This window comes from Mycobacterium branderi (genome assembly GCF_010728725.1).
Lineage (GTDB): Bacteria > Actinomycetota > Actinomycetes > Mycobacteriales > Mycobacteriaceae > Mycobacterium > Mycobacterium branderi.
This window is the reverse complement of sequence record NZ_AP022607.1, coordinates 134,341-155,995: the sequence shown is the minus strand read 5'-3', so window position 1 is coordinate 155,995 and position 21,655 is coordinate 134,341. Positions and strand designations below refer to the sequence as shown.

The window sequence follows — 21,655 nt, the reverse complement described above, 5'->3', positions numbered from 1 at the left end:
CGTCAGGAGATGCCATGGGCAAGGAAAATCGCGTCGTCCGTGTCGACGTCGCCGATCACGTCGCGACCGTCACGCTGGATCGCCCGCCGGTCAACGCCGTCGATGCCGCAACGCTGCTCGAGATCCGCGACGCGTTCCGCTCGTTGGATGACCGGCGTGAGGTGCGGGCGGCGATCTTCACCGCTGCCGGCGATCGGGCGTTCATGGGCGGCGCCGATCTCGATTCGGTCGCCGACCGGCGCGATGCCGCCGCAGCATCCCCGGTCTTGCAGACCGACCCCGGCCGTGTTGTGCGCGAGGCGATGTGGGCGATCACTGACTGTGCGGTACCCGTGATCGGCGCAATCAACGGCGCGGCCATCGGGGCCGGTGTCGCGTTCGCCGCCTGTTGCGACATCTTGGTCGCGGCCGAATCGGCCTCGTTCGGCACGCTGGAAATCAACGTGGGCCTCCTCGGCGCGAGCGCACACCTGTCGCAACTTGTCGGGCGCCACAAAGCACGTGAGATGTTCTTCCTCGGCGAAAAAGTGCCCGCCGCAGAGCTTTACCGGCTCGGCGCGATCCGTGCGGTGGTTCCGCGCGACAAGCTGTTGGACGTCGCGGGCGAGATCGCCGCCGCGCTCGCCGAGAAGAGCCCCATCGCCCTGCGGCTCGCCAAGGAATCGATGAACCGTGTCGAGAACATGCCCTTGAAAGATGCCTACCGCACCGAACAGGACTACACGGCCCGATTGCTCGGCTACGAGGACAGCGCCGAGGCCCGCCGAGCCTATCTGGAAAAGCGCCCGCCCCAGTGGAAGTGGCGCTGAGGGTCAGGCGGCCGATCTCTCGAGGATGTGGACCCCGCAAGCCGAACCCAGCCCGATCACATGAGCCAGCCCGACCCTGGCGTTCTCGATCTGGCGGTCGCCGGCCTCGCCGCGAAGGTGGTGGCAGATCTCCCAGATGTTGGCGATCCCGGTGGCCGCGATGGGGTGGCCCTTGGACTGCAGCCCGCCCGAGACGTTCACCGGTGTGGAGCCGTCGCGCCAGGTGGCGCCCGAGTTGAAGAAGTCGGCCGCGCCGCCCTCTTCGCACAGCATCAGGTTGTCGTAGTGCACCAGTTCGGCGGTGGCAAAGCAGTCGTGCAGCTCGACCAGATCCAGATCGCCCGGGCCGACGCCGGCCTGCTCGTAGGCGCTCACCGCGGCCTTGCGGGTCAAAGTGTTGACGTTCGGCAGGACCTGACAGCCCTCCTCGTAGGGGTCGGTGGTCAGCACCGACGCCGACACCTTGACCGCGCGCCGGCGTTGGGCCAGCGAAAGCGATTTCAACGTCTCACCGTTGCAGACGATCGCGGCCGCCGCGCCGTCACAGTTGGCCGAGCACATCGGCCGGGTGTTGGGGTAGGCGATCATGACGTCGTTCATGATCTGTTCGAGCGTGAAGCGCTTCTGGTAGGCCGCCAGCGGGTTCAGGGTCGAATGGGCATGGTTTTTCTCGCTGATCCTGGCGAATAGCTCGAAGCTGGTGCCGCCGTACTTGTGGCCGTACTCGGTGCCGATCTAGGCGAACACGCCGGGCATGGACTCGGTGCCGATCCGCCCGTCGACCGGTGCGATCGCGCCATAGCGGCCCGTCGGCGTCCAGACATCGGTGTCGTCCTTTTTCGTGCCGGCCGCGCCGAGTAGCCCGGCGCCGGAAAGCTTTTCGACGCCGACCGCCATGCCGTAGTCGACCTCACCGGCCTTGACGGCCATGATGGCGGTGCGCAGCGCGGTGGCCCCGGTGGCGCAGGCGTTGGCCACGTTATACACCGGGATGCCGGTCTGGCCGATCTGCTTCTGAAGCTGCTGACCGAGCCCGGCACTGGCATTCATCAGGTTGCCGGCCGCCAGCACACCGATGTCGGCCATGGTCACGCCGGCGTCACAGAGCGCGCCCATCGCGGCCTCGGCGGCCAGGTCAACGGTGTCGCGATCGGGATGCTTGCCGAACTTGGTCATCGTGATCCCCAGGATCCAGATATCGTCGCCGGCGCTCATCGTCACTGCTCCTTTGTGATCGGGGCGTGGTTGGTCATGCGGCGGGCTCGAAGCCGAAGCCGATCGCCTCGGTGCCCTGCGAGTCGGTGCCGATCGGGTAGATGGCCAGCCGCACCTTCATCCCGTCGCGGACGTGCTCGGGATCCGGGTTGACGTTGATGAGGTTGGCCCGGACCTGGGTGCTGTCGCAGTCGATCACGGCGGCGACGTAGGGGGTGGGGATGCCGGGCGCGGCGAAGGTGACGATCGTGAACGCCCGCACGGTGCCCTCGGTCGCGACCGGGACCGTCTTGAACTCGGTTGTGAAGCAGCGTGCGCAGGCGTTGCGCCGGTCGAAAAATCGGGCACCGCAGTTGGTGCATTCCTGCGCGACCAGGTGCGGTTCGCCGTCGTCGAGCACCAGATAGTCGACCAGTGGAATCTGCCCGGCCATGACAACCTCCGTTGTGTGTGTAGTCGACGCTAGCGAACGCACGCACGGCAGCATCAGGTGGCCGGCCCCGCGACCACGCCGGCCCCGCGCAGGGCGGCGATCGCCTTGCGATCCAGTCCGATCTCGGTGAGTATCTCGTCGGTTTGCTCGCCCAAAGCCGGTGCGTGGCACCGAATGTCGGTCGATCGCCGACCGTTGACCAGCGCCGGAAGAGTGACGTGGGTGAACGGGCCGGCAACCGGATGCGTGGTGTCGATGAACGCTCCCCGCGCGCTCAACTGGGGATCGCTGCGAAGTTCGTTGTGCTGCAGGGCCGGGCCGATCGCCAGATCATGCTCGGCTGCGAGAGTGACCCACTCGGCTTGGGTGCGCGTCTCGATGACCTTCTGGATCTCGCGGCGCAAAGTCTGGTCGGCATCGGCGGCGACTGCGAAATCTACTGGGCCGCTACCGGATTCTGCGATGAGGTCCTCGCGGTTGGCGAGCCTGCAGAAATTCGCCCAAAATGCCGGCTCGATGCAGCAGAACAGCACGAACTTGTTGTCGGAAGTGCGGTAGAACTGGTACTTCGCGCTTGCCGTCCCGTCGGGGCTGACCGGGTCGGGCAGTGAGCGCCGGTCGGCGATCCGATCATCGTTGAGTTGGTAAGTCGCCGCGATCCACGCCGAGGAGATGACCGCCTCGGATGCGGCGACGTCGATGTAGCAGCCTTCACCGCTGCGCTCCCGTTGGAACAGCGCGGCGGCGACATGCAGCGCGGCGAACGTGGCGCCCGCCGAGGTGCCTTCCCCGCCGGAGGCGATTCCGTTGAACGGCTGCGGCCCGCGGTACGGCCGCACGAATCCCGCGTCGTCCATCTCCACCAACGTGGCGCCGGCCGCGGCGTTCATCATCTGTCCGTGAGTGGGGATCGTCGCATACGGCCCGGTCGCGCCGTATCCGGTGTACTGGCAGTAAACGATCTCGGGGCGACGTGCCCGTTGCTGCTGGTATCCGACGCCCAGCTTGCTCATCGCGTCTGCGGAGTTGCCGTCGACGAAGACGTCAGCACTCGCCAGCAGCCGCCAAAACACGTCTCTGCCTTGTTCGTTTCGCAGGTCCAGCGCGATGCTGCGCTTGTTTTTGTTGACCTGCAGGTGTGCGGGGCTGTTGTGCGGGGTGACTTGGCCGAGGAAGTCGCGCAGATAGTCTCCGCGGAACGGGCTTTCGATCTTGACGACGTCGGCGCCCAGATCACCCAGCAGGGCCCCTAAGGTGTCGCCGTTGAACAGCTGGGCCGACTCGAGCACCTTGATTCCGCTGAGCAATCCCACCTAAGGGCCTAATCGTTTAGTAGGGATGGATTGCTGGTCGTGGTGGCGACCAGGGTCTGTTTCCTGGTTGGTCTGCTGTCAGGTGATGCCTGGTTTGTCCCGACGCTCGACGTCTAGAGAAAGAACGGCGCGCCTGGCGGCAGATCACCTCCGGTGGTGGTGGGATGCCGTTGCCCGAGCCCACCGCAGGGTTGACCTCCCGACTGTGTTTCCCGAGCCTTGAGCTCTTCGATAGAACGAGGTCCTGCGGTGAGCTGGAGTCACGGACGGCTAGTGAGATGACGGACCTAAGAGTCCCGCGATTAGGGCGCCGCGTGAGTCCACCGGTGACGGCATAACCATCGATCGAAGGAGTGATGACACCTTGGGCTTGTTTTGTGGAATTGATTGGGCCACTGAACATCACGATGTCGCCGTCATCGACGACGACGGGCGTGTGGTGGCCCGCGGACGGGTCAGCAATGATGCGGCCGGGTTCGCGGCTCTGTTGACGCTGCTGGCTGAGGCCGGTGACAGCGCCGCGCATCCAATCCCGGTGGGGATCGAAACCGATCGCGGACTGTGGGTGGCCGCGCTGCGCGAAACCGGCCGGGTGATCTACCCGATCAACCCACTGGCGGCCTCGCGGTACCGGGCACGGCATGCAGTGTCGGGGGCCAAATCCGATGCCACCGATGCGGTGCTGCTGGCCAATATCGTGCGCACCGATGCCGCCGCGCACCGACCGCTGCCCGCCGACACCGAGCTGGCCCAAGCCATCCGGGTGCTCGCCCGCGCCCAGCAAGATGCGGTTTGGGCGCGTCAGCAGATCGGCAACCAGATCCGCGACCTGCTCAAAGACTTCTACCCGGCCGCCATCGCCGCGTTCGCCGGGCTGCCCGAGGGTGGACTGGCCCGCGCCGACGCCCGCACCATCTTGGCCGCTGCGCCGACCCCAACGCAGGCGGCGACGCTGACTCCCGCCCGGCTGCGCCGACTGCTGACCAAAGCTGGCCGCCGACGCCATCTCGACCGCGATATCGAGCGGTTGCGCGCCGTGTTCACCGACACCTACCTGCACCAACCGCCGGCCGTGGAAAACGCGATGGGCATCCAACTGGCGGCGTTGTTGCGCCAACTCGAGGCCGCCTGCACCGCGGCCGACGAGCTGGCCGAGGCGGCGATCGCCCATTTTGAGCAACACCCGGACGCCAAGATCATCACCAGCTTCCCCGGCCTGGGGATGTTGGCCGGCGCCCGGGTGCTCGCCGAGATCGGCGATGACCGAACCCGCTTCGCTGAGGCCCGCGGACTCAAAGCCTTCGCCGGATCCGCCCCCATCACCCGCGCCAGCGGCAAGAAAACCGTTGTCCTGCACCGCCACATCAAGAACCGGCGACTGGCCGCCGTCGGCCCGATCTGGGCACTGGGATCGCTGCGCGCCTCGCCGGGCGCGCGTCGCCACTACGATGCCCGCCGCGCCGCCGGAGACTGGAACCACCAAGCCCAACGGCACCTGTTCAACAAGTTTCTCGGCCAACTCCACCACTGCCTGCAGACCGGCCGGCTCTACAACGAACACCTGGCGTTTCCACCTCCTCTCTCGCTCGTGGCTTGACTCTTAACTTCGTGAGATGTCTTTCTCGTTGATTTGGTGAAGAGTTAGAGCACAAACTCGCGGTCGCGCATGTGCTCGGGAATGCGGGGGTCACGTTCGTGGATATCCCGGGCCGGAAGACCCACTTCGGAAATGACCGGAAGGTATGCGTCCGGGTCGACGCCCCAGTTCCACCGGCGGACCTCGGCGGCCGAGCGCCGCCCCGACATCGCGCGCACGAACTCGAAGCGGTCGGCGACCACACACGAAATAGCATGTCCGACACCCACGATCGTCCCCCACTGCTCGACCGTCACCCGCAGCGGCGGCAGAGCCGCCGTCGCCACCCGATCAGAGAACCGCCCGGACAGTTCATCCAGCGCTACCTTGATGGCGACGTCGTCGCGCGCGCCCGGTGCGTCCAGCGCGGTGCGCAAGTCGTGTTCGCTCATCGCCGCGTCAGTGATCAAGACCGACGCCAGCTGCGGGTCCGAACCGATGTGTCCGTGAAGCTTGTCGGCCACCTTCTCCCACTCTGTGAGCAACTCGCCCGGCGTGGCGTCCCACGGGGCGCCGTTGGCCGACGGCAGGGTGAACGGCCCGCGCCGCACGCCGGCACGGTGATCCGTTGCTTCCGTCGCGGTGCCGATCAAATGAGCCAGCACATCGCGGATCGTGGTGCCCGGCACAGTCGGAACGACCACACCGCCGGCGTCGCCGGGCAAACGACGGACAAGCTCGATGATGCGCCCGCCCGTCTCAGCCCAGATCGCCGGTAGGTCTCGCGCCCCTGCCGGCGTGGTGTCCGAGCGCATAGCCTTCCCTCCTGCGACCGCCGCAGTGCGCACGAGCCGATAGCCAACCCGAACGTCGGACCGTGATGCGATTGAGCGCCGCTCGGCCCCGGTCGCGCGCGCACCGCAGCCGGTGGGACGTACCTGGAGCGTATTGCGCGATCCCGCGACCCGGAAGGACGCGCGAGCCTTCCGGGCGCAAATGGCGTTCCGGTCAGCGCGGCTCATTTCGCAGCGCAGCGGTGCAATCATGGCCCCAGGCGTGATCGCGGTTACACCAGTACAGAAGAGGTGAGGGCCTGTGTTTACCTTGTTCAGCGTCGACGACCACATCGTCGAACCGGCCCATGTGTGGACCGACCGGGTGCCGGCGAAGTTCAAGGACCGGGCTCCCCACGTCGTCGAGGTGGATGGCCGGCAGCTGTGGGAGTGGGACGGCGGCCGCGAACTCACCATGGGACTGAACGCGGTAGCCGGAAAACCGCGCGAGGAATGGGGCATGGAGCCGGCACGGTTCGAGGACATGATCCCCGGCTGCTACAACCCCGAAGAGCGCCGCAAGGATCTGCTGTCCAACGGCATCTTCGCGTCGGTCTCGTTCCCGTCGCTGCCCGGCTTCGGCGGTCGCAAGTTCGCGACCTTCGACGACAAGGAACTCGCCCTGGCATGCGTGCGGGCATGGAACGACTACATGCTCGAAGAATGGTGCGGCACCGGCCCCGACGTGTTCGTGCCGATGCACATCCTGCCCGTGTGGGACATCGACCTGGCCGTCAAGGAGCACGAGCGGTGCGTCGGGCTGGGCAGCAAGGCCATCTGCTTCATCGAAGACCCTCATGCTGTGGGCCTGCCCAATTTCCACGGCGGCTATTGGGAGCCGCTGTTTGCCGCCGCCCAGTCGGACCAGACTCCGATCTGCATGCACATCGGATCCGGCGGGGCTGCGGTGTCGCTGGAGGGTGTCAATCCGATGACCGAGATCGCTGCCGCCTTCGCCTATGCGGCGCGCTCATCGGTGAACTTGATGGTCAGCCCGCTGCTGCGTAAGTACCCCGACGCCAAGGTGGTCTGGTCCGAGGGAGGCATCGGCTGGATCCCCGCCGCTATCGAGCGTGCCGACCGGCAGTGGGAGCGGCACCAATATTGGTCGCATGTGGAGAACGCCCAGATCAAGCCGTCCGATGTCGCGAAGCGCAGCATGTATTTCTGCATGATCGAGGAGCCGATCGGCATCAAGTACCGGCATGATTTCCGGGTCGACCGGATCCTGTGGGAGTCGGACTATCCGCACGCCGACACCCCGTTCCCCAAGACTCAGCTGTCGGCCAAGGAAGTCTTCGACGGGATTCCGCGTGACGAGGTCGAGCTCATCACGCACAAGAACGCCGAAGAGCTGTTCCACTTCCCGATCTCGCAGGAGCTTGTCGCCGCCTACAGCGGATCTGCTGTCTAAGCGTTGGCGACCCGGCTGGTTTTCGTTCACGGCGGGCTGCACACCGGTGGCTGCTGGGCGGACACGATTGATGTCATCGCTGCGCTTCGGCCCGATATCGAGACGCTGGTCGTCGACCTTCCGGGAAGACGCTCTGTGCCAGGCGATCTCGCTTATCTCACTATCGATGACTGCGTTTGCGGTGTGACGCAGCAGATTACCGGGCACATCCCTGGCGATGGGCCGCTGGTGCTGGTGGGTCATTCCCTCGCCGGCGTGATCCTGTCCGGGGTAGTGAACCGGCTCGGAATCGACCGGGTGCCACATGTCATCTTTGTGGCGTGCTGTGTGCCGGCCGACGGCGAATGTGTGTTGGATACCTTGCCATTCGGTTTGAAACGTGTCGTGCGGCACCTGGTCAACAGGGCACCGGTGATCGACAGGATCCCGCCCGGACTCGTGCGTTACTGCTTCAGTAACTGCGCCACTTCCGGACACCGCGCGAAGATCAAGCAAGGTATCGTGCCGGAAAGTTCCGCGCTATTGACCCAGGCGCAGGTCGGGGGCTTCCCCGGCTCAATGCGCACGAGCTGGATCGTGACCCGGAGAGATCGCGCCCTACCTGAGGCGAAACAGCGGGCTTTCATCCAAAACCTGGGCGGCGTGGATGATCTCGTGTGTATCGACGCGGGCCACGAAGTCATGATCACCCATCCGTGGGAGCTCGCGAGCGCGCTTATCGCACTTACCGGTTAACTGAGCTGATCGCCCCGCCGTCGGCGAGAGCGGACACCGATGAATCTGTATTGTGAAGGCATGAAGGCGATCACGATCACGATCCCCGAAGAGCTCGATGCACTGGCCACCGCCGAGGCCCGCCGCCGCGGTATTTCCAAGTCCGAGCTCATCTGCATGGGTCTCGACGCCGTGCTTTCGCCACCCTCGAGTCGGACGCGGATGACCTTTGGCGGTCTCTTTCGCGTTTCGGGTCGGACGGGATTTCAGCGCAACCAGGTGAGATCGACGACGTCGTGTACTGCCGGTGAAGTTCGCCGACAGGGGTTGGTGGGTAGCGTGGGCGCTGCCGGGAGGATGCCCGGCAAGTCAGCGCGCTGAAGGTGCTGGGGTATCAGCTAAGGCGGATGGCGAATAGTACTGTGGTCCAAGCTGTTTGAGCTGCCACAGCGGCACATGATTCGTATGCGCACCCCCACCGTAGTTCTGTACTCATAAAGCAGCTGCGCATGTCGATGTGTGTGTGACCAACTGACTTGCGCATGCGTCGGGATCATCCACTCTTGGGCACGTTTCACTGGGCAACCCAGTTCGCCGAGTCGGCGAACTGGCTTGAAATCTGTGTACCGGTAGTTTGCTCGGGGACTATGCTCGATTCACGTGCAGGAGGCCTGCGCGGTCGCTGGCGCGACGAGCATCGATCAGAAATGGACAGCGATCCCTTCCGAACGCAGCGCGACGTCGGCCCCGCCGTCGTCTCGCAGTTGAATGCGGCCGGATTCGCTGACGCCGAGGAAATCGGGCGCGGCGGCTTCGGGATCGTCTACCGGTGCACACAGGCCGCGCTGGATCGGGTCGTGGCGGTCAAGGTGTTGATCACTGAGCTCGATGAGCATCGGGAACGCTTCTTGCGTGAGCAGCGGGCCATGGGCCGGCTCACCGGACACCCGAACATCGTCGGCGTGCTGCAGGTCGGTCAGACCACCGGTGGATATCCCTATCTCGTCATGCAGTACCACCGCCAGGGGTCGCTTGAGGCGCGGATCAGCCGGCTGGGCCTGCTGCCGGTCGAGGAGGTGCTGCGAATCGGTGTGAAGATAGCCGGGGCGCTGGAGTCGGCGCACCGGCTGGACATCCTGCATCGCGACGTCAAACCCGCCAACATCCTGCTGACCGACTATGGCCAGCCGGCGCTTTCCGACTTCGGAATCGCGCATATCACAGGCGGTTTCACGACGGCTGCCGGCACCTTCACCGGGTCGCCGGCGTTCACTGCACCGGAGATCCTGTCCGGCGAGCCGCCCAGCCAGGCCTCCGACACTTACAGCCTGGGTGCCACCTTGTTCGCCGCGCTGACCGGGCATGCCGCCTACGAGCGCAAGTCCGGTGAGCAGATGGTCGCGCAATTCCTGCGCATCGCCACCGAGCCGGTGCCGGATCTGCGCGACATCGGCATCCCGGAAGCCGTTTCGGCGGTGATCGAGAAGGCAATGGCACGCGACCCCGCCGCCCGCCCATCAGCCGCAGCGCTGGGCGAGGAACTGCAACGCATTCAGGCGGGGCACGGCCTGCCCGTCGACGACCTCGCGCTGCGCCGACGCCACCGGTCCGGCCGACTGCAACCCCACGGCGCCACTCGCACCCTGCCCGGGACACTTCCGCTGGAGCTGACCAGCTTCATCGGTCGGCGCGCCGAACTGCACGAGGTCCAACGAATGCTGTCGGAGTCGCGGCTGGTGACGTTGACGGGAATCGGCGGTGTGGGCAAGACGCGGCTGGCGCTGCGGGCGGCCAGTGAGGCGGCGGCCGATTTCGCGGACGGCGTGCGGTTGGTCGAATTGGGCGATCTGCGTGATCCCTCGCTGGTGGTCGACGTCGTCGCCGGGGGCCTGGGCTTGCGCGACGAATCCGGCAGATCGTTGCGCGACGTACTGGTCGAATTCCTCTGTCCGCGCAAGCTCCTGCTGATCCTCGACAACTGCGAGCAGGTGGTCGGTGAGGCCGCCGAGCTCGCCGAGACGCTGCTGCAGGCCTGCCCCGATCTGAAGATCCTGGCGACCAGCCGCGAGCGCCTCGGCATCGGTGGCGAAGCGGTAGTGGTGCTGTCTCCGCTGTCGGTTCCCGCCACCGACCGCGAACCGCGACGCGGACAGCCCGGTTACGACGCGGTTGCACTGTTCGCCGAGCGCGCCGCGGCAGCGGTGCCGGGGTTCGCCCTCACCGGCGACAACGAAAAAACCGTGGCCCGCATCTGTTCCCGGCTCGAGGGCCTGCCGCTGGCGATCGAGTTGGCCGCCGCACGGTTGCGCGCGATGTCGCCCGAACAGATCCTGGAGCGGCTCGGCGACCGCTACACACTGTTGACCCAGGGCAGCCGCGCCGCACCGGCCCGCCAACAGGCCCTTGCATGGAGCATCGGCTGGAGTTACGACCTGTGCTCCCCTTCCGAACAGCGGCTGTGGGCGCGGCTGTCGATATTCGCCGGAAGCTTCGAACTCGAAGCGGCCGAACATGTTTGCAACGGCGAGCTGTCGCCGCAGGAGCTGGTCGAGCTGCTGACCGCGCTGGTGGACAAGTCGATCCTGATTCGTGCCGAATCGCCGGGCGGGGTGCGGTTCAAGCTACTCGATACGCTGCGCGAGTACGGCCGGGAAAAGATCAGGCAGGCGGGCGATTACCGGCAGCTGCGCGGCCGCCATCTGGGCTGGTATCGACGGCTCGTGGCCGACGCAGCCGATGAGTGGTTCAGCTCGCGCCAGCTTCGCTGGCTGGCCCGCCTCGAGCCCGAATCGCACAACCTGCGTGAAGCGATGGAGTTTGCGCTGTCGGAGTCCCCCGAGATCGCGCTGGAGATGGTCGCCAACCTCTACCTGTATGCGGTTGCGCGCGGGTTCCTCAGCGAAATGCACCGCTGGCTGGACCGGGCGCTGGGCGCAACGCCGTCCGAGCCGAGCGTCGAACGGATCCGCGCTCTCTACGCCGCCGCGATGATCGCCGGGCTGCAGGGCGATCTTGCCGCCGAATCGGCGTGGGCAGCCGAGGCCGGCACACTGGCCGAGCAGACGACCGACCCGCCGGCACGCGCCATGGCGGCCACCGCCGAAGGCTTCGCGGCGCTGATGCGCGGCGACGCCGATGACGCCCTGGCCCGCTTTGAATCCGCCGTCGAAGCCGACGACAACCCCACCGTGCGGGTTGGCGCGATGATGCTGGTGGGCTGGGCGCTGGAATCCCGCGGCGACATCGGACGCGCCCTGATCTGGCAGGAAAAGGCGCTCGCGGCCGCCGAATCGGCTCAAGAGGTCGTGTTTCGCTCGTATGCGTTGTGGTCGATCGGGGTCGGCTGGTGGCGGCACGGCAAGACCGAACGCGCCGAAGAGCTTCTGCGCGAGTGTCTTCGGCTCACCCAGCAGATTGACGATCCGCGCACGGCTGCGGCGTGTCTGGAGACGCTGGCATGGATTGCGCGGGCCAACAGTGATCCGCGTCGCGCCGCGGTGCTGATGGGCGCCGCGGCGAAATTGGGCAACTGGATCGGTGTGTCGCCGGCGGTGCTGCCGGACCTTGCTGTCTTTCACGATGAATGCGAACAGCGGGCTCGCGAGACACTCGGGGACGAAGAGTTCGGCGCAGCCACTCGGGAAGGTGCCGCAATGGGTTTCGACCAAGCCGTGGCCTGTGCACTGCGCGGTGGGTCTTGACCCGCCGGGGCGATCAAGGTGTGGTCGCCGATTTGGCCTTGGCGGCGGCCACCGCCCGGCTGTGTTCCGGCGAATGCATACTCGCCAGCTCGCCGGCGAAGGCCCGCTCGAAGGCCTGCGGCAGCTGGGCTTCCAGGTAGGCATTCAGTGCGCGTTTGGTGTCGCGCAGTGCGCGGGACGGTATCTTCGTCAGCCGCGCCGCAAGGCTCATCGCCTCGCTCATCAGATCATCGGCTGCCACGACCCGGATCGCGAGCCCGAACCGCACTGCCTGCTGCGCCGAAATCCGCTCGCCGAGAAAGAGATACTCCTTCGCGCGGGATAACCCGATCAGCGCCGGCCACACCATGCCGCCGTCGCCGGGAACCAATCCCATGCGCAGGTGAGGATCGGCCAGAAAGCCGGTGTCGGCCATCAACACCAAATCCGATAGCAGGGCCAGACTGCAGCCCAGACCGACCGCCGGGCCGTTGACCGCGGCGATGACCGGCAATGGGCAGCGCACCATCCCGGTTACCATCGCGCGGCCCTCGTCGATGGTCCGGGCGCGCAGCTCGGCATCGTCGATGTTTTCCTGCATGTAGTCGAAGTCGCCGCCCGCGCTGAAGGCCGAACCCTGTCCGGTCAACACCACCACTTGGGCATCGGCGTCGGCGGTGAGGTGGTCCCACACTCGGGCCAGCGCTTGATGCATCGCGCGGTTGACCCCATTGAGGTCCGCGGGCCGGTTCAGCGTCACCACCCGGATGGGTCCGTCGGCGGTGACGACAAGTTCGGGCGGCAGCCCGTACATCAGTGCCCCGTGCTTTCACCGCGCGCGGTGGCAACGTCGGGTGCTGCTGCGCGGATCTTCGATGCCCTCATCTCGGGATCGGTGTTCGCATAACCGATCTCATGCAGCTCGCTGCGCATGTGCACTCCACGGGTATCCGGCCTCAGTTGGGTAGGCCGCATGCGAGCACACTACCATCCGGAACTTTACATGTATAGTTACGGGCATGCGGTCGGGCGTCAGCGTCCGAGTCAGCGAGAACGACGGCGGCGAGGAGGCGGTAGATAGTGATCCAACAAGGCCGACAGCGCGCTGTCGAAGGAGTCCGGTGCGCGCAGCTTGGTCACATAGTCGCGGATCTCGTCGTCGGCGTGCGGCGCGGCACTCAACTGAAAGTTCGGGCTTTCCTCGACGAGCAGCCGGCCCAGCACCAGCTGGTGCACCGCCGCGTACGCCACGCGGGCGGCGTCACGATCCAGTCCGGCCCTTTCGAACTGATGAATGCAGAACAGCACGATCTTGCGCGCGTTGGGAAGTAGCTTGCTGGTCAACAGGACTGCGCTGAGACCGGGAACGGTGCGCAGCGCATCCATCGCGGCCGTTACGATGTCGGTGAAGAGTTCGCGCCAATCGCCGGAGTTCGGGTCGGGCAGCTCGATCTGGCCGAGCAGCTCGTCGCCGACCATCCGCAGCAGCTCGTCTTTGTCCTCGACGTGGTGGTAGAGCGCCATGGCCGACACTCCCAGCCGGGCGGCGACCGAGCGCATGGTGACACCCTCGACACCGAGTTCGTCGATCATCTCGGCGACGGTCGAGGTGATAAGCGTCCGGCCCAGCGGGGCCCGCTCTTTCACCGCTTTCTTGGTAGCCACGCCCACTGACTATACGCGTACAGCAGAGGAGGATTGTGACCGCAGCACCGCAGCGAGAACCTGATCCGCGCCGCATTGATCTGTTGTTGCAGCGCTGCCGACTGGAGGTGGACAGCGGTGCGCTGCCCTCGGCGCAGGTGGCTCTCAATGTCGGCGGTGTGCAATATGCCGCGGAAACTTTCGGTGCGGCCGACCCGTCGACACGCTATGTGCTGCAGTCGGCCGGCCGGCCCGTGGTTGCCGGGGTGTTGTGGAAACTGATGTCCGACGGTCTGCTCGACATCGGCCGCACGGTCGCCTCCTACATTCCCGAATTCGGCACTCGGGGTAAAGACGTCGTCACGGTTGAGCAGGTGGTCACTCACGTAGGCGGCTTTCCGCTTGCGCCGCTGGGGTATCCGCACATGCTCGATCGCGCCGAGCGGCTCAGGGCGTTTTCGAAGTGGCGGTTGACCTATCAGCCCGGCACCAGGCTGCAATTCCATCTGACCTCGGCGGCCTGGGTCATCGCTGAACTGTGCGAGCGGCTCACCGGCCGGCCGATCGCGACGTATCTGCGCGAAACCCTGACCGGACCACTGGGTTTGGACAGCATCGAAATCGGTCCGCCGGTCGAGCGGCAACACGACGTCGCGTCGTTCGTGCGGACCGATGACGATGACTGCGAGGTAAACCCCTGGGGCCCCTGGTATCTGGCGCGCCCGGAGATCCTGGCGGCCGGGGAGCCGAGCCACTCCATGGTTGCCACCGCCGCCGATCTCGCCGCCTGGTATCAGGCTCTGATGACATCGCCGCTGTGGCGGCGAGAGGTCATCGAGGATGCCCTGCGGGTGCGGGTCACCCTGCCGGTCACCGGGGAGCGCGGCGGAACACCCAGTGTGCCGGGCAACGTCGCGCTGTTCGTCGTGGTGGCCGGCGACGACGGAACGTCGCGGGCCTTCCTGCCGACCGCCACCGGCCCGCAGACCTTTGGGCATGGCGGGGCGCCGTGCCAGATCGGCTTCGCCGACCCCGAGACCGGGCTCTCGTTCGCCTTTCTCACCAACGGTTATCCGACGACGGGCTATGAGCGTTCACGCCGCGGGCTGAACCGGATCATCAACATCGCGAATCTGGCCGCGGACTGCTTCGGCTGACCTGCTCGGTATTGTCACTCGCGCCTATACATGTATAGTGGCCACGATGGTGGCGCCCGAGACCTGCCGCATCGTCGACGCGTTCGAGGATGCGCTGACCGCGTCGGCCGATCGGCTGACGCAACTGAGGGCGCCCGGCGGCGACCTCGGCGCCGAGCTGGCCAATTCGCGGCAGCTGATGAACTGGCTCTTCGATGGCGGCTGGGTGCGATGGGGCTGGCCGCCCGAAGTGGGCGGATTGGGCGGCTCATCGCTCATCCGCTGCCAGATCCTCGAGCGACTCGCCTTGCACGGCTACGACATTCCGCATCATCTGCAGGTCCTCGAGGTTGTCGGGCCCGCGGTCATCAACCACGCCCCGCAGCTGGCGCCAGCCGTGCTGCCTGCCGCACTGCGCGGTGATGAACTGTGGTGCCAGGGCTTTTCCGAACCCGAGGCGGGTAGCGACCTTGCCGCGCTGCGCACCCGGGCGACGGTGCGCGACGACGGCCGATTCGTGATCAACGGCCAGAAGGTCTGGACCTCCTACGGAGCGCACGCCGATCGGATGGTGTTGTTGGCCCGCACCGGCCCGGTCAGCGACCGCCATCGCGGACTGGTGATGCTGCTCTTCGACCTGGATTCCCCGGGTGTCGAGCGGCGTCCGATCGCCCTGGCGGGCGGGCGCGAGGAGCTCGCCGAATTCTTCTTCACCGATGTCGTCGTCGACGCCGACCGGCTGATCGGTGACGTCGGCGCCGGTTGGTCGGTCGCGATGGACCTGCTGCAGTACGAGCGCGGCACCTACGCCTGGCTGCGGATGGCGATCTGCGCCAGCCGCCTGCAGAAGCTGCTGCGCACCACGGACGTAAACCCCTGGGACACCGCAACATATCCACTGGCAGGCGCGGCCGTCGGGCAGGCATATCTGAGCCTTGCCGCCCTGCGCGCACGCACGTCATCCACGCTGGGCCGGCTGGCGGCACAGGAAACCGTCGGCGAACAGACCAGCGTCGACAAACTGCTGTTGTCCACCGCCGAGCAGGACGTGCTGGATGCGTCGATGGCGCTGCTGGGCACCGATGTGCTCATCGGAGATGGGCCCGAGGCGCAGCGGTGGCGCGACGAATGGTGGTACTCACGTGCCGCGTCGATCTACGGCGGCGCCCGCGAAATCCAGCACAGCATCATCGCCGACCGTGTCCTGAAGCTGCCCAGGGAGACCACCGTTGGACGTTGACACCCAGCTCCTGCTCAGGGAATCGATCCACGAGCTGCTGGCCCGCGACAACGGGGACCTCGTGGCCGGGCTGGCGCAACTGGGCTGGCGCGATGTCGTGCGCGATGATCCGGTCGCCGCGGTCGATCTGCTCTTCACCGAGCAGGGTAAGGCCGGGCGAGCGTCGGCCGCGCTGGACACCGTCCTCATCGACGCCGCCGGCGGTGATCTGTGCGAGCCGGAGCCGGGCCATCGCCCACCGGCGGTGCTTCATCCGCTGGGCGCAGCGACGTGCATCAGCAGCATGGACGGCCGGTTACTGATCGACGGCGTCACACTGACGGATCCGGCCAGCGCCGCGGGCTGCGTGGTCGCCGCCGACGACGCCGCCTCGACGGTCTTCCTGCTGGCACCGGACCGGCTGGCAACGGCCGCCGGCGCCGTCGGAGGTTTCGATCCCGCATCGGCGCTGTACCGGGTCCGCGTCGATGTCTCGATCGCTGAAACCGAAGCGCGCAAATGTGATTGGACCGGCGCGGTCACCGCGGGCCGTCGCGCCCTGGCGGCGGAACTGGCCGGGAACGCCTCGGCGATGCTGGGCATCGCGGTCGAGCACGTTCGGCAGCGAACACAGTTCGGGCGCCCCATCGGCGTCAACCAAACACCGCGGCACCGTCTCGCGCAGTGCCATACCCAGCTGGCGGGCGCGCGCGAACTCATCGACGTCGCGTGCAAAACCGGAACATGGTGGGACGCGTGGGTGGCCAAGACCTACGCCGGCTGCGCCTGGGATGCGACCAGCCGCGCATGCCTGCAAGTCTGCGGGGCCATCGGACTGACCTGCGAGCATCGCTTGGGCCGCTACGTCAAGCGGGCAACCATTCTCGATGCGCTTTACGGAAGCTGGCGGATGTCCCTGCAGCACATCGGCACCACGCTGCTCGAGACAGAACGCATTCCGGCCGGGCCGCCGCTATGACCGATGCCGCCGCCCACGCGGTATTCGAGATCGTCGGGGAGCACATCGCCCGCATCACGATCAATCGCCCGCATCGGCTGGGCGCCTATACCCCGCGGATGTGTGCGGAGATCCTGGAGGGCCTGCGGCGGGTGCGCCTGGATGACGCGATCCGGGTGCTCATCCTGACCGGTTCGGGCCGCGGCTTTTGTTCCGGCGGGGACCTTTCACCCGACGCGGGATTCGACGAGGCCCTCGGCCATCAGCTCGGCCGTGCGCGCGAACTGCGGGAGGATTCCCACGCTGTTGTCACCGCACTGCACCGGCTCGACAAACCGGTCATCTGCGCGGTCAACGGGCTCGCGGTCAACGGCGGTTTGGCGTTCGCGCTCTCCTGCGACATCAGGATCGTCGCGGCCGGCGCCCGGCTCGGGGACACCAGCGCCAGGGCCGGCTTGTTGCCCGATGAAGGTGGCGCGTGGCTCTATCCGCGAATCATGGGCTATGACAGGGCTTTCCGGATGGTGGCGTTCTCGGAGATCTATGACGCCGACACCGCGCAGGCACTCGGGTTGGCGACCGAGGTGGTCGCCGACGCCGAGCTGGCCTCGCGCGCGGTGGATCTCGCCGAAAAGCTTGCCGCCGGGCCGCCGTTGGCGCTTCGCGCGGTGAAGTTCATGATGCGCCGCGCTTTGGAGAACACGCTGGAGACCTCGCTGGGTGACGCCGAGCAGGCGGTGCTGTGGGTAGGGCCCAGCGCCGACGCGCAGGAGGGCAAGGAAGCGTTCCTGGAGCGGCGTCCGCCGAAGTTCACCGGCCGCTGAAACCTCGCCGCGCGCCCGGGCCCAGCTACCGTACGTGTATAGTTTACATGTATACTAGGTGTGTCCCGGCGGTCGGACGGCTCTGGAAGGACGTACTGTCATGGCGCTCATCGAGAACACGGTCGGTGAACTTCCCTACCAGCTCACCGATTTCGATCAGCACTCGTATGAGGCGGAGGATTGCTTCACCCGCTACATGCCCAGCTCCAAGCTGGACACGGCGGTGCGCCCGATCATCGCGCCGTCGGGCCGCAAGGTGCTGCTGGCCAACGACCGGATCGTGACCGCGCTGGAAAACGATCTCGACCAGGCCTACGTGCCCGGGTCGCTGGCCGAGATGCTGCGCCGGCGCGCCTCCGGGCAGGCCGCCGACGCCGAGCGGTTCTACGAACCGATGCAGGCCGAATACCTCGACCGCCAGGCGCGGCTCAAGCAGCTCGACGAGCAGCAGATCGAGCGCACGATCATGTACCCGGGCGGCTGGGCGCTGATGGCCGAGGAATACCTGAACGGCATCGACCCGCTCTACGACAACCTCGAGGCCTTCAACAAGTGGATCGACGAAGACTGGGGCTTCAACTTCAGCAACCGCATCTACGCACCGGCGATGCTGTCGATGCGCGACCTGAACCGTGCCTGTACCGAACTCGATCGGGTCCTCGAGGCGGGCGCCCGCTTCATCACGCTACCGGCCGGGCCCGCGTACGGGCGTTCGCCGGGTGACCCCTATTTCGACCCGTTCTGGGCGCGCATCAACGACGCACATGCCGTGGTCTGCTACCACATCGCCGAATTCCACTACCAGGAAAACGTTGCCTCGCAATGGGGCTGGGGCCTGCGTCCGCCATTCCAGTTCTCGGCGTGGCAATGGCAAAACACCTACGGCGAGCGGCCGATCACCGACACGCTCTCGGCGCTGATCTTCGACAACCTCTTCGGCAGGTTCCCCAACATCACGGTCCTGGTCAGCGAGTTCGGCGCGGAGTGGGTGCCCCATTTCCTGCGGCACATGGACAAGAGCCGGGGAATGGGCCGACTCGGCCCCTGGCTGGGAGGCCCACTCGCCGAACGGCCCAGCACCATCTTCAAAAACAATGTCCGGGTCGTTCCCTACCCGGAGGACGACACCGCCGAATTGATCGAACGACTCGGAACCGACAACACCTTGCTGATGGGCTCGGACTGGCCGCACGCCGAGGGGCTGCGCGAGCCGGCCGAGTTCTACTACCGGCTCGACGGCCTGGGCGAGACCACTCGGCGCAAGTTCCTGCGCGACAACGGCATGAAGCTCACCGGCAGCCTCGGCTGATCACCTCAGGACCAACCATGCCCGGCGATCCGGTCACGGTCCTGGAGGCGTTCCGGCGCACCGCGGCGAGGCACCCCGACCGGCCGACGCTGATCTACTTCGACACCGTGTTGCGCGCACGCGATGTCGACCGCGCCAGTGACGCGCTGGCAGCCGCCCTGGCGGACAACGGATTTGTCGCCGGCGACCGCATCGCGCTGTATTTGCAAAACATGCCGCAGTACGTCCTCGGGCTGCTTGCGGCCTGGAAGCTGGGCGGCATCGCCGTCCCGATCAACCCGATGCTCACCCCGGCCGAAGTCGCTAAGCTGCTCGATGACGCCACGCCCACCGTCTTGCTCGCACTTGACGAGCTGCACACGCCGGCGCTGGCCGAGGTGCTGACGGCCAGCTCGGTGCGGGAGGTGATCACCACCAGCGCACTGGATTGGCTTGCCGCAGCGGGTCATCCGGGGTTGCCCCGATCACGACTGCCGACACCGCCGGGAGCCGAGGAGCTCCGCCGGCTCATCGCCGGACACGACGGCCGGGTGCCGCCACCCGCATCGCCTGCGCTCGACGACTTCGCCGTGATCACCTACACGTCAGGCACGACCGGGGCGCCCAAGGGCGCGATGAACACCCACCGCAACATCGCCACCGGAGGGCGCTGCTACCGCGAGTGGTTCGACCTGAGCGCCGACGAAGTGGTACTCGGCGTGGCGCCGCTGTTTCACGTCACCGGGCTGAGCGGCCACATCGCGTGTGCATTGGTGTGCGGCGCGCCGCTGGTGTTGTCGTACCGCTTCGACACCGCCGCGGTGATCGACATGATCCGCCGGCACCGAGCGACTTTCACCGTCGGCGCGATCACGGTGTTCATCGCGCTGGCCAACGCTGCGGCGTCCACGCCAGGAGATTTGGCGACGCTGAGGAAAATCGCTTCGGGCGGGTCACCGGTCGCGGCAGCGACCGTCGAACGCTTCGAGCGGCGATTCGGCGTCTACATCCACAACGTTTACGGAATGACCGAAACCACCTCGCCGGTGTTGGCGGTCCCGTTGGGTAAGCGGGCCCCGACTGGCGCCGAAACCGAAGCCCTGTCCGTCGGGCGGCCGATGCCGGGCACCCGGATCGCGGTGCTCGACGACACCGGTGCGCCGTTGCCCGCCGGGCAGATCGGTGAAATCGCGGTCGCCGGCCCGCAGGTCGTTCCCGGATACTGGCGCAGCCCTGAGGAGACCGCGGCCGCGTTCCGCGGCGGCTGGCTGCGGACCGGCGACGTGGGCTACGCCGACGACGACGGCTGGTACTACCTGGTCGACAGGAAGAAAGACATGATCGTGGCCAGCGGCTACAAGGTATGGCCACGCGAGGTCGAAGACGTGCTCTACACCCACGAGGCCGTGCTCGAAGCCGCGGTCATCGGCGTGCCGCACCCGTACCGGGGCGAAACCGTCAAGGCGTATGTGTCGTTGCGCCAAGGCCATTCGGTGTCACCGGACGAGCTGATCGGGCACTGCCGTGCCCAGCTGGCCGCCTACAAGTACCCGCGCGAAGTGGAAATCGTTGACGCGATCCCGAAGACCGCGACCGGCAAGATCCTGCGGCGAAACTTCCGCGACGACCTGTCGCGGGCGCCGCGGCGCCGCGGTCACGCGTGACTACTGCGGCATACTCGCCCATGGCGCCGCCCCGCTACCACCCGCGCCCCCGTCTGGCACAGACAGCGAGACCTGCGTATACACCTTGTTCACGCGTGGCGTGTAAATAAAGTGTATGAGCCGGGTCCGTATGAACCTCGAGATCGAGGACACTTACGTCCAGATGATCATGGACCGCTACGGTATTCGGACCAAGACCGAGGGGGTCGACCTCGCGCTGCGCCACCTTGCGGGCCAACCCATGACGCGCGATGAGGCCTTGGCAATGCGAGGCGCCAAGGCCATCGGCGACGTTCCGGCGGAGACCCACACCGACATTTGATCCTCGTTGACCCGTCGGCGCGGGTCGAGATCCTGGTACTGCCGACCATGTCCGAAGCATGGAACATGTTGGTGCAGTACCTCATTGGGCTTGGTCCTGCCGCGTGGAATAGGGGCGCGCTCTCAGCTGGGCCAGGAACGGATCGCGTATCGCAACTGTCGTGGGGTCTATATAGCCATATGTACGTAATTGTGGACGTGCATATTGATGGTGTTCACAGGCGTTCTAGGAGCTGAGCGGGTGTGATCGCTGGCGGTTCGAGTCCGGCCCGCAGCAGATCATCATCGCCGGTGACGATCACCGCGTCAGCTGCTTCGGCGAGGGCGACCAGGTAGTCGTCGTTTGGGTCCCGCACTCCTATCTTGGGTGGTCCGGGGTCGTCGCGCAGGTCGGCATGGTCGCCGAGGCTTTCGACGAAGGCGATCGCGTCGGCGACGTTGATCCAGCGTCGGAATTTCGGTCGGATCAGGACGGCTGCGAGTTCGTCGAGCAGGTGCTGGGTCACCACCGCGGTGATCGCGTTGTCCGCTATGGCTTGCACGACCCGCGCGGGGGTGCCATACGGGTTGATCACAGCCGAGATCCATACGTTGGGGTCGATGACGACCCGCAG

At 66.5% G+C, this 21,655-nt stretch carries 19 protein-coding genes and 1 pseudogene; 13 read left to right on the top strand and 7 right to left on the bottom strand.

Features of this window, described 5'->3' with window-relative positions; translation table 11 throughout:
• Positions 1-14 precede the first annotated feature (14 nt).
• Complete coding sequence (locus G6N47_RS25665) at positions 15-809, top strand: enoyl-CoA hydratase-related protein (protein ID WP_083134278.1); 795 nt, start codon at positions 15-17, stop codon at positions 807-809.
• 3 nt (positions 810-812) lie between these two features.
• On the opposite strand, the pseudogene G6N47_RS25660 reads toward G6N47_RS25665, so the two are convergent.
• The 3 genes and pseudogenes from G6N47_RS25660 to G6N47_RS25650 form a co-directional block, all read right to left on the bottom strand.
• A pseudogene (locus G6N47_RS25660) lies at positions 813-2,024 on the bottom strand (thiolase family protein).
• A 34-nt stretch (positions 2,025-2,058) separates the two neighbouring features.
• The gene (locus G6N47_RS25655) at positions 2,059-2,457 is read right to left on the bottom strand and encodes a Zn-ribbon domain-containing OB-fold protein (protein WP_083134277.1); all 399 of its coding nucleotides are present in this window, start codon (positions 2,455-2,457) and stop codon (positions 2,059-2,061) included.
• A gap of 53 nt (positions 2,458-2,510) precedes the next feature.
• Entirely contained in the window at positions 2,511-3,770 is a 1,260-nt protein-coding gene (locus G6N47_RS25650; protein ID WP_083134276.1) for a CaiB/BaiF CoA transferase family protein, read from the bottom strand.
• Positions 3,771-4,134: 364 nt separating this feature from the next.
• Between G6N47_RS25650 and G6N47_RS25645 the strand changes: the two genes are divergently transcribed.
• Positions 4,135-5,367 (top strand): IS110 family RNA-guided transposase, encoded by a 1,233-nt coding sequence (locus G6N47_RS25645; protein ID WP_163659576.1) that lies wholly within the window; start codon positions 4,135-4,137, stop codon positions 5,365-5,367.
• A gap of 44 nt (positions 5,368-5,411) precedes the next feature.
• Here the strand turns inward: G6N47_RS25645 and G6N47_RS25640 are convergent, their stop codons facing one another.
• Positions 5,412-6,161 (bottom strand): maleylpyruvate isomerase mycothiol-dependent enzyme family protein, encoded by a 750-nt coding sequence (locus tag G6N47_RS25640; protein WP_083130863.1) that lies wholly within the window; start codon positions 6,159-6,161, stop codon positions 5,412-5,414.
• A 280-nt stretch (positions 6,162-6,441) separates the two neighbouring features.
• On the opposite strand from G6N47_RS25640, the gene G6N47_RS25635 reads away from it, so the two are divergent.
• The 4 genes from G6N47_RS25635 to G6N47_RS25620 all read left to right on the top strand — a co-directional run bounded on the left by G6N47_RS25635 (position 6,442) and on the right by G6N47_RS25620 (position 12,008).
• A complete protein-coding gene (locus G6N47_RS25635; protein WP_083130862.1) occupies positions 6,442-7,593 on the top strand; it encodes an amidohydrolase family protein in 1,152 nt (383 codons plus the stop codon).
• Between the two features lie 3 nt (positions 7,594-7,596).
• Positions 7,597-8,328, top strand: a complete 732-nt coding sequence (locus G6N47_RS25630; protein WP_083130861.1) for an alpha/beta hydrolase — start codon at positions 7,597-7,599, stop codon at positions 8,326-8,328.
• Positions 8,329-8,388: 60 nt separating this feature from the next.
• On the top strand, positions 8,389-8,688 hold the full coding sequence (locus G6N47_RS25625; protein WP_083130860.1) for a ribbon-helix-helix domain-containing protein: 300 nt from the start codon (positions 8,389-8,391) through the stop codon (positions 8,686-8,688).
• Positions 8,689-9,014: 326 nt separating this feature from the next.
• Positions 9,015-12,008, top strand: a complete 2,994-nt coding sequence (locus G6N47_RS25620) for a protein kinase domain-containing protein (protein WP_083130859.1) — start codon at positions 9,015-9,017, stop codon at positions 12,006-12,008.
• Between the two features lie 13 nt (positions 12,009-12,021).
• On the opposite strand, the gene G6N47_RS25615 is transcribed toward G6N47_RS25620, so the two are convergent.
• On the bottom strand, positions 12,022-12,801 hold the full coding sequence (locus G6N47_RS25615) for an enoyl-CoA hydratase/isomerase family protein (RefSeq protein ID WP_083130858.1): 780 nt from the start codon (positions 12,799-12,801) through the stop codon (positions 12,022-12,024).
• Positions 12,802-13,031: 230 nt separating this feature from the next.
• A complete protein-coding gene (locus G6N47_RS25610) occupies positions 13,032-13,652 on the bottom strand; it encodes a TetR/AcrR family transcriptional regulator (RefSeq protein WP_083130857.1) in 621 nt (206 codons plus the stop codon).
• 35 nt (positions 13,653-13,687) lie between these two features.
• Here G6N47_RS25610 and G6N47_RS25605 point away from each other — a divergent pair, with 35 nt between their 5' ends.
• The 7 genes from G6N47_RS25605 to G6N47_RS25575 all read left to right on the top strand — a co-directional run bounded on the left by G6N47_RS25605 (position 13,688) and on the right by G6N47_RS25575 (position 21,042).
• Complete coding sequence (locus G6N47_RS25605) at positions 13,688-14,788, top strand: serine hydrolase domain-containing protein (protein WP_083130856.1); 1,101 nt, start codon at positions 13,688-13,690, stop codon at positions 14,786-14,788.
• A 46-nt stretch (positions 14,789-14,834) separates the two neighbouring features.
• Entirely contained in the window at positions 14,835-16,007 is a 1,173-nt protein-coding gene (locus G6N47_RS25600) for an acyl-CoA dehydrogenase family protein (protein WP_083130915.1), read from the top strand.
• Positions 15,997-16,965, top strand: a complete 969-nt coding sequence (locus tag G6N47_RS25595; RefSeq protein WP_083130855.1) for an acyl-CoA dehydrogenase family protein — start codon at positions 15,997-15,999, stop codon at positions 16,963-16,965. Before G6N47_RS25600 ends, G6N47_RS25595 begins: the two co-directional genes overlap by 11 nt.
• A complete protein-coding gene (locus G6N47_RS25590) occupies positions 16,962-17,768 on the top strand; it encodes an enoyl-CoA hydratase/isomerase family protein (RefSeq protein WP_083130854.1) in 807 nt (268 codons plus the stop codon). The genes G6N47_RS25595 and G6N47_RS25590 overlap by 4 nt, the downstream gene beginning before the upstream one ends.
• Positions 17,769-17,868: 100 nt before the next feature.
• A complete protein-coding gene (locus G6N47_RS25585; RefSeq protein ID WP_083130853.1) occupies positions 17,869-19,077 on the top strand; it encodes an amidohydrolase family protein in 1,209 nt (402 codons plus the stop codon).
• A gap of 17 nt (positions 19,078-19,094) precedes the next feature.
• Positions 19,095-20,720 carry an AMP-binding protein gene (locus G6N47_RS25580; protein ID WP_083130852.1) on the top strand — a complete coding sequence of 542 codons (1,626 nt, stop codon included), beginning with the start codon at positions 19,095-19,097 and terminating at the stop codon, positions 20,718-20,720.
• 115 nt (positions 20,721-20,835) lie between these two features.
• On the top strand, positions 20,836-21,042 hold the full coding sequence (locus G6N47_RS25575) for a type II toxin-antitoxin system VapB family antitoxin (protein WP_083130851.1): 207 nt from the start codon (positions 20,836-20,838) through the stop codon (positions 21,040-21,042).
• A 214-nt stretch (positions 21,043-21,256) separates the two neighbouring features.
• On the opposite strand, the gene G6N47_RS25570 is transcribed toward G6N47_RS25575, so the two are convergent.
• Positions 21,257-21,643, bottom strand: coding sequence for a putative toxin-antitoxin system toxin component, PIN family (locus G6N47_RS25570; protein WP_264007046.1), 387 nt, complete (start codon positions 21,641-21,643; stop codon positions 21,257-21,259).
• Positions 21,644-21,655 lie beyond the last annotated feature (12 nt).